This is a genomic window from Pseudomonas sp. UV AK001 (assembly GCF_046097675.1).
In the GTDB taxonomy this organism is placed as follows: domain Bacteria; phylum Pseudomonadota; class Gammaproteobacteria; order Pseudomonadales; family Pseudomonadaceae; genus Aquipseudomonas; species Aquipseudomonas kribbensis.
Map to the genome: position 1 here is coordinate 223,444 of NZ_JBJUVZ010000005.1, position 13,149 is coordinate 236,592.

14 protein-coding genes are annotated in these 13,149 nt (G+C 59.2%); 6 read left to right on the forward strand and 8 right to left on the reverse strand.

Going from position 1 to position 13,149, the window contains the following annotated elements:
• Positions 1-39: 39 nt before the first annotated feature.
• Together ACKLNA_RS16430 and ACKLNA_RS16435 are read left to right on the forward strand one after the other, a co-directional pair.
• Positions 40-2,526 (forward strand): circularly permuted type 2 ATP-grasp protein, encoded by a 2,487-nt coding sequence (locus tag ACKLNA_RS16430; protein WP_408986451.1) that lies wholly within the window; start codon positions 40-42, stop codon positions 2,524-2,526.
• The gene (locus ACKLNA_RS16435; RefSeq protein WP_408986452.1) at positions 2,526-3,422 is read left to right on the forward strand and encodes a transglutaminase N-terminal domain-containing protein; all 897 of its coding nucleotides are present in this window, start codon (positions 2,526-2,528) and stop codon (positions 3,420-3,422) included. Before ACKLNA_RS16430 ends, ACKLNA_RS16435 begins: the two co-directional genes overlap by 1 nt.
• A 66-nt stretch (positions 3,423-3,488) precedes the next feature.
• On the opposite strand, the gene ACKLNA_RS16440 is transcribed toward ACKLNA_RS16435, so the two are convergent.
• Together ACKLNA_RS16440 and ACKLNA_RS16445 are read right to left on the reverse strand one after the other, a co-directional pair.
• Entirely contained in the window at positions 3,489-3,668 is a 180-nt protein-coding gene (locus ACKLNA_RS16440) for a hypothetical protein (protein ID WP_085701299.1), read from the reverse strand.
• Between the two features lie 68 nt (positions 3,669-3,736).
• Positions 3,737-4,324 (reverse strand): TIGR00730 family Rossman fold protein, encoded by a 588-nt coding sequence (locus tag ACKLNA_RS16445; RefSeq protein ID WP_408986453.1) that lies wholly within the window; start codon positions 4,322-4,324, stop codon positions 3,737-3,739.
• 339 nt (positions 4,325-4,663) lie between these two features.
• Here ACKLNA_RS16445 and azu point away from each other — a divergent pair, with 339 nt between their 5' ends.
• The gene (gene azu / locus ACKLNA_RS16450) at positions 4,664-5,110 is read left to right on the forward strand and encodes an azurin (protein ID WP_065258792.1); all 447 of its coding nucleotides are present in this window, start codon (positions 4,664-4,666) and stop codon (positions 5,108-5,110) included.
• Positions 5,111-5,166: 56 nt separating this feature from the next.
• On the opposite strand, the gene nadE is transcribed toward azu, so the two are convergent.
• The 5 genes from nadE to ACKLNA_RS16475 all read right to left on the reverse strand — a co-directional run bounded on the left by nadE (position 5,167) and on the right by ACKLNA_RS16475 (position 9,391).
• The gene (nadE, locus tag ACKLNA_RS16455) at positions 5,167-5,994 is read right to left on the reverse strand and encodes an ammonia-dependent NAD(+) synthetase (RefSeq protein ID WP_007950678.1); all 828 of its coding nucleotides are present in this window, start codon (positions 5,992-5,994) and stop codon (positions 5,167-5,169) included.
• 4 nt (positions 5,995-5,998) lie between these two features.
• Positions 5,999-7,222 (reverse strand): nicotinate phosphoribosyltransferase, encoded by a 1,224-nt coding sequence (gene pncB, locus ACKLNA_RS16460; RefSeq protein ID WP_114881226.1) that lies wholly within the window; start codon positions 7,220-7,222, stop codon positions 5,999-6,001.
• 79 nt (positions 7,223-7,301) lie between these two features.
• Positions 7,302-7,532 (reverse strand): hypothetical protein, encoded by a 231-nt coding sequence (locus tag ACKLNA_RS16465; RefSeq protein ID WP_408986454.1) that lies wholly within the window; start codon positions 7,530-7,532, stop codon positions 7,302-7,304.
• Complete coding sequence (locus ACKLNA_RS16470) at positions 7,525-7,794, reverse strand: hypothetical protein (RefSeq protein ID WP_408986455.1); 270 nt, start codon at positions 7,792-7,794, stop codon at positions 7,525-7,527. The genes ACKLNA_RS16465 and ACKLNA_RS16470 overlap by 8 nt, the downstream gene beginning before the upstream one ends.
• A gap of 136 nt (positions 7,795-7,930) precedes the next feature.
• Entirely contained in the window at positions 7,931-9,391 is a 1,461-nt protein-coding gene (locus ACKLNA_RS16475) for an alanine/glycine:cation symporter family protein (RefSeq protein WP_408986456.1), read from the reverse strand.
• Between the two features lie 176 nt (positions 9,392-9,567).
• Here ACKLNA_RS16475 and ACKLNA_RS16480 point away from each other — a divergent pair, with 176 nt between their 5' ends.
• Complete coding sequence (locus tag ACKLNA_RS16480; RefSeq protein ID WP_408986457.1) at positions 9,568-10,377, forward strand: helix-turn-helix domain-containing protein; 810 nt, start codon at positions 9,568-9,570, stop codon at positions 10,375-10,377.
• A gap of 42 nt (positions 10,378-10,419) precedes the next feature.
• Here ACKLNA_RS16480 and ACKLNA_RS16485 read toward each other — a convergent pair whose 3' ends face one another.
• Positions 10,420-11,325 carry a LysR family transcriptional regulator gene (locus tag ACKLNA_RS16485; RefSeq protein ID WP_408986458.1) on the reverse strand — a complete coding sequence of 302 codons (906 nt, stop codon included), beginning with the start codon at positions 11,323-11,325 and terminating at the stop codon, positions 10,420-10,422.
• Here ACKLNA_RS16485 and ACKLNA_RS16490 point away from each other — a divergent pair.
• Entirely contained in the window at positions 11,324-11,476 is a 153-nt protein-coding gene (locus ACKLNA_RS16490; RefSeq protein WP_170931610.1) for a hypothetical protein, read from the forward strand. The genes ACKLNA_RS16485 and ACKLNA_RS16490 overlap by 2 nt on opposite strands.
• A 10-nt stretch (positions 11,477-11,486) precedes the next feature.
• Positions 11,487-12,977, forward strand: a complete 1,491-nt coding sequence (locus ACKLNA_RS16495) for an aldehyde dehydrogenase family protein (RefSeq protein WP_114881228.1) — start codon at positions 11,487-11,489, stop codon at positions 12,975-12,977.
• The last annotated feature ends 172 nt before the right edge of the window (positions 12,978-13,149 follow it).

The following is a 13,149-nucleotide window of genomic DNA, read 5'->3' on the forward strand; positions in this document are numbered from 1 at the left end:
CGTTAGTCTGACCGAACCTTGCCGGCTGCCGAGCTTTCCATGCCTGACCTGCTTGACCGCTACCCGCTGACGGCGGGCACCTATCACGAACTGCTCGACGACAGTGGAGCGGTGCGTCCGCACTGGCAGCGACTGTTCGACCAATTGCAGCGCAGCACCCCGGCGCAACTGGTGCAACGTCAGGCCTTGCTGACCCGGCAGATTCAGGAAAACGGTGTCACCTACAACGTCTATGCCGACCCCAAGGGCGCGGATCGTCCGTGGGAGCTGGATTTGCTGCCCCATGTGATCGCTGACGATGAGTGGCAACAACTGTCGGCCGGGATCGCCCAGCGTGCGCGGTTGCTCAATGCGGTGCTGGCGGATCTGTACGGGCCGCAGCGGCTGATCAGTGAGGGGCTGCTGCCGGCGGAACTGGTGTTCGGTCACAACAACTTCCTCTGGCCCTGTCAGGGCATTGCGCCCCCGGACGGGGCCTTTCTGCATCTGTATGCCGTGGATCTGGCGCGCACGCCGGACGGGCGCTGGTGGGTGACGGCGGATCGTACCCAGGCGCCGTCCGGTGCCGGTTATGCGCTGGAAAACCGCACCATCGTGTCCCGCGCCTTCCCCGAGTTGTACCGGGATCTGAAGGTGCAGCACCTGGCCGGTTTCTTCCGCACCTTGCAGGAAACCCTGGCCCGTCAGGCCCCCTGCGATGATGACGCGCCGCTGGTGGTGTTGCTGACCCCGGGGCGTTTCAATGAAAGCTATTTCGAACATCTATATCTCGCTCGCCAGCTCGGTTACCCGCTGGTGGAGGGCGGTGACCTGACGGTGCGTGATGCCACGGTCTACCTGAAAACCCTCAGCGGCCTGCGTCGGGTCCACGCGATCATGCGCCGGCTCGACGATGACTTCTGCGATCCGCTGGAGCTGCGCACGGATTCGGCGCTGGGCGTCCCCGGATTGCTTGAGGCGGTGCGTCAGGGCCGGGTGCTGGTGGCCAATGCGCTGGGCAGCGGCGTGCTGGAGTCGCCGGGACTGTTGGGCTTTTTGCCGAAGATCAATCAGTACCTGTTCGGTGAAGAGCTGATCCTGCCTTCCATCGCCACTTGGTGGTGCGGCGAGGCGCCGGTGCTGGCCCAGGCGTTGGAGAAATTGCCGGAGTTGCTGATCAAACCGGCCTTTCCATCCCAGAGCTTCGCCCCCGTTTTCGGGCGTGATCTAAGCGAAAAACAGCGCCAGAGTCTCGCCGAGCGCATGCAGGCCCGGCCTTACGCCTATGTCGCGCAAGAACTTGCGCAACTGTCCCACGCACCGATCTGGCAGCCCGAGGACGGCCAGTTGCAACCGCGAGCCATCGGCATGCGCATGTATGCGGTGGCCAGTCATGACGGTTATCGGGTGTTGCCCGGCGGCCTGACCCGGGTGGCGGCCGAGGCCGATGCCGAAGTGGTGTCGATGCAGCGTGGTGGCGCGAGCAAGGACACCTGGGTGCTGGGTGACCGGCCGCCAAGCGGCGAACAGTGGAAAACCCAGCGCAGTATCGGCGTGCACGATCTGGTGCGCCGCGATCCGTACCTGCCGTCGCGGGTGGTGGAAAACCTGTTCTGGTTCGGCCGTTACTGCGAGCGCTGTGACGACAGCGCTCGGCTGTTGCGGATCATGCTGGCGCGCTACGTCGACGGTGATGACCCGCAGGCCCTGCAGGCTGCCGTAGAACTCGGTGAGCGGCTGATGCTGCTGCCGGACGAGGGCGAGCTGCCGGTGCGCTTGCTCGCAGCGTTGCTTGGCGAGGACTGGTCGTTCAGCCTGCGCTCCAACCTGCAACGCTTGCAGTGGGCGGCGTCGCAGGTGCGCGGCAAGCTCTCGCGGGAGAACTGGCAGGCGCTGGTGGAGTTGCAGCGCGAAGCGACGGAGCTGGACACCGACGAACCGGATTTCGGCGAGCTGCTGGATTTTCTCAACCGGCTGGTGATGTCGCTGGCGGCGCTGTCCGGGTTTGCCCTGGACGACATGACCCGCGACGAAGGCTGGCGCTTCCTGATGATCGGCCGGCGGATCGAACGCCTGCAATTTCTCAGCAGCAGTCTCGCCGGTTTCCTGCGCGGCGCCGGGGCGTTCGATCAGGCCGGGCTTGAGTGGTTGCTGGAACTGGGCAACAGCAGCATCACCTATCGCTCGCGTTATCTGGCGGTGGCGCAGTTGATCCCGGTACTCGACCTGTTGCTGCTGGACGAGCAGAACCCCCATGCGGTGTTGTTCCAGTTGAAACTGGTGACGCGCACCCTCAAGCGTCTGAACGATGATTTTTGTGTGCCGAGGGAGGCCGGGTTGCCAGAATTGGTCGAGCGTCTGGCGCGCTTCGATCTGGGTTGCCTGGAAAATCCATTGTTCGGCGAATCCAGCGTGCGTGCCGCGCTCGACGGGCTGGCGGATCTGCTGCAAGACATTGCCGACGCCAGCGGCCAGGTCTCCGATCGTCTGGCCCTGCGCCATTTCGCCCATGTCGATGATGTCAGCCAGCGCACGGTGTCCGTCTGATGAATGCCCATTACCAGATCCTTCACGACACCTGCTATCACTACGACAGCCCGGTCTCGCTGGCGCAGCAGCTGGCGCATCTGTGGCCTCGGGAATGCGCCTGGCAGCGCTGCACCGAAAGGCAATTGCTGATCAGCCCGGATCCGACCACGCGTCGTGACGAGCAGGACGTGTTCGGCAATCCGCTGACGCGCCTGGCTTTTGAGCGGCCTCATGATGAATTACAGGTCAACGCACGGCTGACGGTAGAGGTGCTGGCGCGTCCGGCGCTGGATTTCAATCTGTCCCCGGCTTGGGAACTGACGCGCAATGCGCTGACCTACAGCAGCCAGCCGTTGTCCACCGAGCTGCTGGAGGCCTGCCGTTACCGGTTTCAGTCACCTTATGTTCACTTGAAACGCAGCTTCGTCGAGTTCTCCGAAAGCTGTTTTCCACCCGGGCGGCCGCTGTTGCTGGGCGTACAGGCGTTGATGGAAAAGATCTTCGACGAATTCACCTTCGATGCCGAGGCGACGCAAGTCGCGACGCCGCTGGTCGAGGTGCTGGAGCGGCGGCGCGGGGTCTGTCAGGACTTCGCCCACCTGATGCTGGCCTGCGTGCGTTCCCGGGGATTGGCGGCGCGCTACATCAGCGGCTATTTGCTGACACGGCCGCCACCGGGGCAGCCGCGACTGATCGGCGCCGATGCGTCCCATGCCTGGGTTTCGGTGTTTTGTCCGGTATTGGGCTGGGTGGATTTCGATCCGACCAACAATGTGCAACCGGCACTGGAGCACATCACCCTGGCCTGGGGCCGGGATTTTTCCGATGTGTCGCCGTTGCGCGGGGTGATTCTTGGAGGGGGGAGCCATGATCCGGAGGTCCGGGTCACGGTGATGCCACTGAATGAGTCATGAAGCACACTGCAGGAGCGGGCAAGCCCGTTCCTGCAGGTTTTGCGTTCATTGGTCCTGCGGTATTGCTCAGGCCTCGGGCGCCTGGTCTTTCGGTGCCTCAACATCATCATCGGTCGCCACTTCACCGTCAGGGTTCAGTGCCGCTTCTTCAGCCATCTGTTTCTTGCGCTGAAGCTTTTCCTCTTTCTTCTGTTCCTTGGCCAGGTCACGCTGACGCTTGGCGAAGGAGTAATTGGGTTTGGCCATGGGCGATCCTCTGGGGTCGAAGGTGAGGTTGAGCGGCGCGTATTCTGCCCTGTATCGGTGCCCGGGGGTTAACCGGGTTTCTGGTCGACCCACTTTGGCGTGACGGTCGGCTGCCATTGGTCGAGAGCATCGAGCAACGATTGTGGCGATTCACTCACTTGCAGCATGTCACGGTGCGGTGCGCGAACGAAGCCTTCGCCGACGATGTGATCGAGAAATGCGGTGAGCTTGCTGTAGAAACCGTTCACTTCCAGCAGGCCCAGCGGCTTGCCGTGGTAACCGAGCTGGCCCCAGGTCCAGACTTCGAACAGCTCTTCCAGGGTGCCGAGGCCTCCGGGCAGGGCGATGAACGCATCGCTGAGTTCGGCCATGCGGGCCTTGCGCGCGTGCATGCCGTCGACCACTTCCAGGCGGGTCAGGCTTTTGTGACCGATTTCCTTGTCCATCAGGCTCTGCGGGATGATGCCGATCACTTCGCCGCTGGCGGCCAGCGCGGCGTCGGCGACAATCCCCATCAGGCCGACGGCGCCACCGCCGTAGACCAGCGTCAGCTTACGCTCGGCGATAGCCGTGCCGAGGGCGATGGCGGCTTCGGTGTATGCCGGGGTGGTGCCGGCGTTGGCACCGCAAAATACACAAACGGATGTGAGAGACATGCCTTCCTCCTGGGTCAATCCGTCACAGGGTAATGGCTGGCACGCCTCGATCCAAGGGCTAGACTTCGCGTTTCGGGGTTTCACAGGTGCCGCTGGCGCCACAGGCGTAGGCGGCGAGCAGACTGCACAACAGGCTGTTGAAGGACATGACTGATGCTCCAGTTGAGTTGAGCCCTGAAGATACGTCCCGGCCAAACGTCTGGCTGTTAGATTGTTTCGATGAGTGTCATAGCCTGAAAGTTGTATACAATTTTTGACTCAAGTCATAGGAACTTGCGAAGATTTCAGGCAGTCTTTCCACCATTCGTGTTTTTGTTAACCCTGCCTTGGAGATTCACCATGTTTTCCAAAGTTGTTGCGGTATCCCTGCTGGCGCTGGCCAGCAGCCAATTGATGGCTGCCGAGTGCAAAACCACCGTTGACTCCACCGACCAGATGTCCTTCAACACCAAGGAGATCGTGATCGACAAGAGCTGCAAGACCTTCACCGTCGAGCTGACCCACTCCGGCAGCCTGCCGAAGAACGTCATGGGCCATAACCTGGTAGTCAGCAAGACCGCTGACATGCAGCCGATCGCCACCGACGGCCTGGCCGCCGGCATCGACAAGAACTACCTGAAGGACGGTGACGAGCGCGTCATCGCCCACACCAAGATCATCGGCGCCGGCGAAAAAGACTCGCTGACCATCGATGTATCGAAACTGGCTGCCGGCACCGATTACGGCTTCTTCTGCTCGTTCCCTGGCCACATCTCGATGATGAAAGGCACAGTGGTTGTGAAGTAAGAAAACCGCAGTCCAAAAAAAAGCGTCCCGAGGGACGCTTTTTTTATGCCCTGGATTCAAGGCGCAAACGGCATGACCCGCTTGTGATGGGTCTTTTTGTAGGTGTTGACGATGATGTCGAACGCCTCCTGACGCACCGGCTCACCGTGCAGGAAGGCGTCGATCTCGGCATAGGTCACGCCGTGGGAGGCCTCGTCCGGCTTGCCCGGCGACAGGTCTTCCAGATCCGCCGTCGGCACTTTTTCAACAAGCGATTCCGGTGCGCCGAAGCTGCGGGCGATGGCGCGGACCTGGTTTTTCACCAGACCGCTGAGCGGGGCCAGGTCGCAGGCGCCGTCACCGAACTTGGTGAAGAAACCCATCACCGCTTCCGCCGCGTGGTCGGTGCCGATCACCAGACCATGGGCCGCGCCGGCGATGGTGTACTGGGCGACCATGCGCATCCGCGCCTTGGTGTTGCCGAGCACGAAATCCACCGACACCGCGTGCTTGCCTTCGAAGGCTGCGACTTCGCTGGCCAGGGATTTCACTGCCGGGCCGATGTTGACGGTGTGACGCTCGTCCGGGGCGATGAAGTCCACCGAGGCCTGGGCGTCGTGTTCGTCGAACTGCACGTCATAAGGCAGGCGCACGGCGATGAACTTGTAGGCCTCGTCACCGGTGCGCTCGCGCAGTTCACGCATGGCGCGCTGGGCCAGGAGCCCGGCGGTCAGCGAATCGACACCGCCGCTGATGCCCAGCACCAGGGTCTTGAGCCCGGAACTGGTCAGGCAATCCTGGATGAAGGTGATGCGCCGGGCGACTTCCGCTTCGAGGGCCTGGTAGTCGGCGAACGGCGGCTGAACGTTGAGCTGTTCAGCAATCTCACGCTGTACGGCTTGCATGAATTCACTCCTTGCTAGAAAGGCTGGAAACGGCAGGAACCTGGAAAACGTGTCGCAAGTAGGCGACGAAATTCGGGTCTTTGCAGTGGGTCTTGCCCGGCTCGTCGGAGATCTTCGCCACCGGTTGGCCGTTGCAGGCGGTCATTTTAAGCACGATGCTCATCGGTTCGACACCCGGAATGTCACAGGTCAGGTTGGTGCCGATGCCGAAGCTGACATTGATCCGACCGCGCAGCGCCCGGAAGATCTCCAGCGACTTGGGCAGCGTCAGGCTGTCGGAGAACACCAGGGTCTTGCTCATCGGGTCGATGCCGAGCTTGTGATAGTGAGCGATGCATTTTTCGCCCCACTGCACCGGATCCCCGGAATCATGGCGCAGACCGTCGAACAGCTTGGCGAAGAACAGATCGAAATCGCCGAGGAACGCGTCGGTGGTGATGCAGTCGGTCAGGGCGATCCCCAGCAAGCCGCGGTACTCGCGAACCCAGCAATCGAGGGCGGCGATCTGGCTGTCGATCAGTCGCGGGCCGAGTTGCTGGTGAGCCATGATCCATTCATGAGCCATGGTGCCCAGGGGTTTCATGTCCAGTTCGCGGGACAGGTGCACGTTGCTGGTGCCGACGAAACGCCCGGGGAAATCGTGCTTGAGCACGTTCACCACTTCTTCCTGCACACGGTAGGAAAACCTGCGGCGGGTGCCGAAATCGGCGACCTGCAACTGCGACAACTCTTCGGACGAGGCGTTGGCGGTCAGCCAGTCGAACTTGCGGTACAGCTGTTCGCGAGCCTGTTCCAGCACGGTTTCGCGGTAGCGATAGCGGTTGCGCACTTCGCTGACGATCGCCAGCAGTGGCACTTCGAACAGAATCACATGCAGCCACGGCCCGCGCAGACGGATGAACAGCTCGCCGTTCTCGATGCCGGTGTGCAAGTAACGAAGGTTGAAGCGGAACAGACCGAGGAACCGCAAAAAATCCGGCTTGAGGAACGAGATGCGCTCGAGAAAGCTCAACTGATCGGCGCTCAGGCTCAGTTCGGCCAGACGCTCGACCTGGAAGCGGATCTCCGCCAGATACGGGCGCAGATCTTCACTGTTACGGCAACGGAACTCCCATTCGACTTCGACGTTGGGGTAGTTGTGCAGCACCGCCTGCATCATCGTCAGTTTGTAGAAGTCGGTGTCGAGCAGGTTCTGCACGATGCGATCGGCAAACACACTCTCGCTCATAACGGGGTCTCCAGACGGGCCGCGCGTTGGCGCGGTATCAATCAATGGCGCTAGTGGCGCATATCCTGGATGAAGATTGCTAGCGATTTTTTGTTCGGTGGCCTGCTTTTGTTTTTGACGGCTTTTGCTTTTTTTTTCCTGAAGCAGCTTTTTGTTCGGGATACACATCGAGGGAGGCTTGAATGACCAGCTCAAGTCGTTCCCAACTTTTTATGTACTCTGCGAGACGCGAATGCCTAGGGATGAGGTTGGTTTCAACCGCTTTGATCATTGCTGCCCTGAGCATTGCATAGGTTGCTTTTTCAGCCATGAGTGAAGTCTCCCTTGAAGGAAACCTGGTCGAGTGTGTCAACGCCATCTTGAAGTAATACATAAACGGGAAGTATCAGTCGGTACAGATCTGAGTCATTGATGTCCTTGATGGTTACGGATGTCAGGGTCTCCAGAAGGCTGACAGCAGCGCGGATTCTGAAGCAGGCATCTTCGAACAACTGGCCGGGAGCGGCGTGTGTATCTATTAAATAAGTTGGACTGTTGGTCGCATTGGCTTTAAGTGGAAAATAACGATTCATCGGAGGCGTCCTGATAATTTTTGTCTGTATGGTTCAAAGAGCTGTTTGTTCTTCAAGCCGATTTGTTGCGGTGTTTTTATTTACTAATTTGCTGAGCCATTACGAAGTCGAATAGCTCAGCACTCGGCTCTATTCTTTAAGCGGATTGTGTACTTGCTTTACTGGATGTCGATGGCGAACTGCGAATAATCATGTGTAGTTCTCCTGGCTGCGGCGGCCAGGCCAGCGGGTCGAGATCAAGATCAAGAAACTTGCTGGAATCGAAAATGGGCGTCTTGATTCCGAAACGACGCTGCTCGTCGTAATCTCGCAAGATCCGGAGACAAACTTTAAACAGCAGTGCCATGGCTACAAGGTTGACCAGCGCCAGCAACGTCATGGTGATGTCGGCGAAAGCAAGCACGGTCGAAAGGTCCTCTACCGCCCCCCAGAACACCAGAACCAATACCAGCGAACGGTAGATAAACAGCGTTTTTCGGGGTTCGCCAAACATGAACCGAAGGCTGTTTTCCCCCAGATAGTAGTTGTAGAGCATCGCAGTGAAGACAAATAGCGCCAGCACCACGCTGATGAACATTCGCCCCCATTCACCGACCACGGCTGCCAACGAGTTTTGTGCCAGCGCAACGCCGTCACCCTCAAAGCCCGGCGCGTAGAAACCCGAAAGCAAAATGAGTAATGCCGTGCAGGTACAAATCACGAACGTATCGATGAAAACGCTGAATGCCTGCACGACGCCTTGCTCCACCGGATGGTCGACTTTCGCCACTGACGCGACATTGGGAGCGCTGCCCAGTCCCGCTTCATTGGAAAACACACCACGTCTTACACCCATGACGATTGCACTGCCGATCAATCCACCAAAGGCTTGATCCAGACCGAACGCGCTTCGGATGATAGTCATCAGCATTGATGGAACCTGATCGAACTGCAGGACGATCACGTAACTCGTCACGCCGATGTAAGCGAGAACCTTCAACGGCACCAACAAGTCGGCTACGGCAGCTATTCGTTTTATCCCACCAATAAAAACTGCCCCGAGCAGGAGGGACAATGTGAGTCCTGACCACATGGGCGCCAGACCGAAAGCGTCTTTCAACGAGTGCGAGACTGCATGCGATTCGAGTCCATTGATTGCAAATCCAAACGTCACTAGCAGTAGAAGCGCTGCAATTGTTCCGAGCCAGCGTTTGTCCAGACCGTGCTCGATGTACCAAGAGGGGCCGCCTCGAAACAGGCCATTCCCATCGCTACGTTTGTAGAGTTGGCCCAGTGTGCATTCGAAGAAGCTACTCGACATGCCGAGAAAGGCTGTCATCCACATCCAGAACACTGCGCCTGGGCCTCCCATGCTCACAGCAATTCCGACCCCGACGATATTCCCCGTGCCCACCCGCCCGGCGAGGCTGAGGGTCAATGCCTGAAACGAACTCAGATGGTGGCTGCCGCTGCGCCAACTGCCCAGTAGAACGGTAAACATGTGCAGGAAGTATCTGAACTGGACAAACCGTGATCGGATGGTGAAATAGCTACCCAGTCCAAGGACTACAGGGATCAAAACCTTTCCCGTAAGAAAGTCATTGATGATGTCTAGCATTCAAAGCTCCTTGCTATTGAAAGTGCTGGCGTTTTTTATTAGCTGGTTAAGTCCTGAAACCTTTCAGGGCTCGTAATATCCAGCCATATTTCGCTGGATGCAATTTCGCAAGTTGCTTAAAAGTGATGCGACTTGCTGCTATGGTTGCGCCTTCTAAAAATGTTTCAAGGATACTTATGTGGGAGTTTCTTCCAGCTAACTTAAGACTTCTATGTAGTCACTACAGATCTGTCGCAGAAGTCTGTAGGAAGATTCGGATTAATCGTGGGCAATTCAATAAATATCTTTGCGGTAAAAGCATTCCTACAGCCTTCAACCTGAAAAGAATCTGCGATTTTTTCGGGGTTGAGGAGTTTGAAATCGCTCTTCCAACCGAGCAATTCATCACACTGATTGGCGTGAAATCGAGGAAAGCCAGCACCGTCGATGAACAAACGGCACCGCAGAGAATGCTAGGACACTTGCGTCAACGATCCTCGCCGGAGCTCAAGGCGCACGTCGGCTATTACTATGAGTACTACCACGCTATGACGGAGCCTGGATCGGTTTTGTGTTCACTGGTGCACGTCCGAGAAGATGGGTCAGACATTGTCTATGAGCGAAACGAGCGCTTACAGATCGCGGGTACCGAAGGCGAATTTGAACGGTATCGATACGTTGGGTTCGCTTACTACCTGAGAGATCGCCTGTTTCTTATCGACTACGAGTCGCTGACCTCGAACGAGATCAGCCAAACCATTCTCATACCTAGCTTCAAAAGCTGCATCACACGGCTCAACGGTCTGAAAATGGGTGTGTCCGCCGCTGACCATCGTGCTCCGGCTTGTTCGCGGGTCGTTTGGGAGTATCTGGGACCGGAAATCAATCGGATCGATGCCTATCGCCGGGTGCGTCTTTATGACGTTGATGATCCGGTTATCGATGACGACCTGCGTGCGCGACTCACTCAAACCAAGTTTTTTGATGGCCTGTTTGTAATTGCGTGACGATTCGCCGAGCCGGCGCAATACAACGCGTTTTCACTCAGGTCAGTCGGCATCAGGACTGTCGATCTGCTCCAGCATCCACTTCACGAAATCCCGCACCTTGGGCACTTCCGCCGCGTGTTCCGGGTAGGCCAGGTAATACGCGTCGGTGCTGGGCATTGCATGCTGCCAGGGAATGACCAGTTTGCCGTCGGCCAATTCCTCTTCCACCAGGAACCTCGGCAGCAGGGCAACGCCGCAGCCGACCTGCGCGGCGCGGATGCACATATAAAAGGTTTCGAAGCGCGGGCCGTGGTAGCTGTGTTCGGTCTGGTAGCCCTGGCTGTCGAACCAGTCGTGCCACGCCTGTGGGCGCGAAGCATTCTGCAGCAGGACCAGATCGGTGAGTTGCGTTGGATCAGTCAACGGCGTGTCCGGCAGGCTGCCGGGCGCGCAGACGGGCACCAGCTCCTCGCCGAACAGCTTCAGGCACTCGGTGCCGGGGCGTGAACCCTGGCCGAAATAGAACGCCAGGTCGCTGCGACCTTGCAGCAAGTCATCGGCTTCCTGTTCGTTGCACAGGTCCAGATGAATCGACGGATGACGCAGGCGCCAGCCCTTGAGGCGCGGCACCAGCCAGCGAGCACCGAAAGTCGAGGGCGTGGAGACCCGCAGGACTTCGGTTTCGCCGCCGTAGGAACGCAGGTAATGGGTCGACATCTCGACCTGGGTCAGGATTTTTCTGACTTCCACCAGGTACAGATCGCCGGCCGGGGTCATCTGCAAACGGCGGCGTACCCGGCGGAACAACAAGTGTTGCAGCAATTCTTCGAGTTGCGCCACCTGCTTGCTCACAGCGCTCTGGGTCAGGTTCAGTTCCTCGGCGGCCCGGGTGAAACTCAGGTGCCGGGTCACGGCCTCGAAGCACTGCAGCGCGGTGATCGACGGCAAGTGGCGTTTGTTCAGCATGGGCGATCCTTTTCTTGTCTTTCTGCGCAGCATGAATAAACGGAATGATATCTCGCGTAAAGGTCGTTTGTTGCATGGCCTTCCTGAAGCTACAACTAAAGGCCTGCCCGGTCGTGAAAACGCGACCGCACACATTCAGTTTTTTGCTTGAGGAGTGACCCATGGTTGCCGCATTGCTTGATCGTCTTGGTGTGAACCCGGCCCTGTACCAGAACGGCAAAGTGCCGGTGCATTCGCCCATCGACGGCAGCCGCATCGGCGCCGTGAACTGGGAAGGCCCGGCCGAAGTCGAGCAGCACATCAGTCGCGCAGATCATGCGTTCGAACAATGGCGCAAGGTGCCGGCGCCGCGTCGCGGCGAGCTGGTGCGCCAATTCGGTGAAGTGCTGCGGGAATACAAGGCCGACCTCGGCGAGCTGGTGTCGTGGGAAGCGGGCAAGATCACCCAGGAAGGCCTTGGTGAAGTGCAGGAGATGATCGACATCTGCGACTTCGCCGTCGGCCTGTCCCGTCAGTTGTACGGTTTGACCATCGCCTCCGAGCGCCCGGGCCACCACATGCGTGAAACCTGGCACCCGCTGGGCGTGGTCGGCGTGATCAGTGCGTTCAACTTCCCGGTAGCGGTGTGGGCGTGGAACACCACGCTGGCGCTGGTCTGCGGTAACCCGGTGGTGTGGAAACCGTCGGAGAAAACCCCACTGACCGCGCTGGCCTGTCAGGCACTGTTTGAACGGGTACTGAAGAACTTCAGCGATGCCCCGGCGCATCTGAGCCAAGTGATCATCGGTGGCCGCGATGCCGGCGAAGCGCTGGTGGATGACCCGCGTGTTGCGCTGATCAGCGCCACCGGCAGCACCCGCATGGGCCGCGAAGTGGCGCCGAAAGTCGCCGCACGCTTCGCTCGCAGCATTCTCGAACTGGGCGGCAACAACGCGATGATCCTCGGCCCGAGCGCCGATCTGGACATGGCCGTGCGCGCCATTCTGTTCAGCGCCGTCGGCACTGCCGGTCAGCGTTGCACCACGTTGCGTCGCCTGATCGCCCATGAGTCGGTGAAAGAAGAAATCGTTACCCGCCTCAAGGCTGCCTATTCCAAGGTCCGCATCGGTCACCCGCTGGAAGGCAACCTGATCGGCCCGCTGATCGACAAGCACAGCTTCGAAAACATGCAGGACGCCCTGGAACAGGCGCTGAGCGAGGGCGGCCGGGTGTTCGGCGGCAAGCGCCAACTGGAAGACCAGTTCCCGAATGCCTACTACGTGTCGCCGGCCATCGTTGAAATGCCGGAGCAGAGCGACGTGGTGTGCAGCGAAACCTTCGCCCCGATCCTGTACGTGGTCGGCTACAGCGATTTCGACGAAGCGCTGCGCCTGAACAACGCCGTGCCGCAAGGTCTGTCCTCGTGCATCTTCACCACCGATGTGCGCGAGGCCGAGAAATTCATGTCGGCGGTCGGCAGCGACTGCGGCATCGCCAACGTCAACATCGGCCCGAGTGGCGCGGAAATCGGCGGCGCGTTTGGTGGTGAAAAAGAAACCGGTGGTGGTCGTGAGTCCGGTTCGGATGCGTGGCGCGCCTACATGCGCCGCCAGACCAACACCGTGAACTACTCGCTGGAGTTGCCGCTGGCGCAGGGCATTACGTTCGACTGATCCCTTCGGTCAAGTGGAGATCCCCTTGTGGGAGCGGGCTTGCCCGCGAAAGCGGTGGTTCAGTCGACATTAATGTTGGCTGAAACGCCGCTTTCGTCGGAGCGTCGTCCGGAGCAGGCTCGCTCCCACATTGTTGAACTGTGTGTTTGTTAGGTTTCTGTTGGAGTCTGGC

Bases quoted from the DNA above. Each gene is read 5' to 3' on its own strand.
- ACKLNA_RS16430 (WP_408986451.1), top strand. From the start codon at position 40: ATGCCTGACCTGCTTGACCGCTACCCGCTGACGGCGGGCACCTATCAC.
- ACKLNA_RS16445 (WP_408986453.1), bottom strand. From the start codon at position 4,324: ATGTCTCTCACATCCGTTTGTGTATTTTGCGGTGCCAACGCCGGCACC.
- ACKLNA_RS16435 (WP_408986452.1), top strand. From the start codon at position 2,526: ATGAATGCCCATTACCAGATCCTTCACGACACCTGCTATCACTACGAC.
- ACKLNA_RS16440 (WP_085701299.1), bottom strand. From the start codon at position 3,668: ATGGCCAAACCCAATTACTCCTTCGCCAAGCGTCAGCGTGACCTGGCC.
- azu (WP_065258792.1), top strand. From the start codon at position 4,664: ATGTTTTCCAAAGTTGTTGCGGTATCCCTGCTGGCGCTGGCCAGCAGC.
- pncB (WP_114881226.1), bottom strand. From the start codon at position 7,222: ATGAGCGAGAGTGTGTTTGCCGATCGCATCGTGCAGAACCTGCTCGAC.
- nadE (WP_007950678.1), bottom strand. From the start codon at position 5,994: ATGCAAGCCGTACAGCGTGAGATTGCTGAACAGCTCAACGTTCAGCCG.
- ACKLNA_RS16475 (WP_408986456.1), bottom strand. From the start codon at position 9,391: ATGCTAGACATCATCAATGACTTTCTTACGGGAAAGGTTTTGATCCCT.
- ACKLNA_RS16465 (WP_408986454.1), bottom strand. From the start codon at position 7,532: ATGGCTGAAAAAGCAACCTATGCAATGCTCAGGGCAGCAATGATCAAA.
- ACKLNA_RS16470 (WP_408986455.1), bottom strand. From the start codon at position 7,794: ATGAATCGTTATTTTCCACTTAAAGCCAATGCGACCAACAGTCCAACT.
- ACKLNA_RS16490 (WP_170931610.1), top strand. From the start codon at position 11,324: ATGGGCGATCCTTTTCTTGTCTTTCTGCGCAGCATGAATAAACGGAAT.
- ACKLNA_RS16480 (WP_408986457.1), top strand. From the start codon at position 9,568: ATGTGGGAGTTTCTTCCAGCTAACTTAAGACTTCTATGTAGTCACTAC.
- ACKLNA_RS16485 (WP_408986458.1), bottom strand. From the start codon at position 11,325: ATGCTGAACAAACGCCACTTGCCGTCGATCACCGCGCTGCAGTGCTTC.
- ACKLNA_RS16495 (WP_114881228.1), top strand. From the start codon at position 11,487: ATGGTTGCCGCATTGCTTGATCGTCTTGGTGTGAACCCGGCCCTGTAC.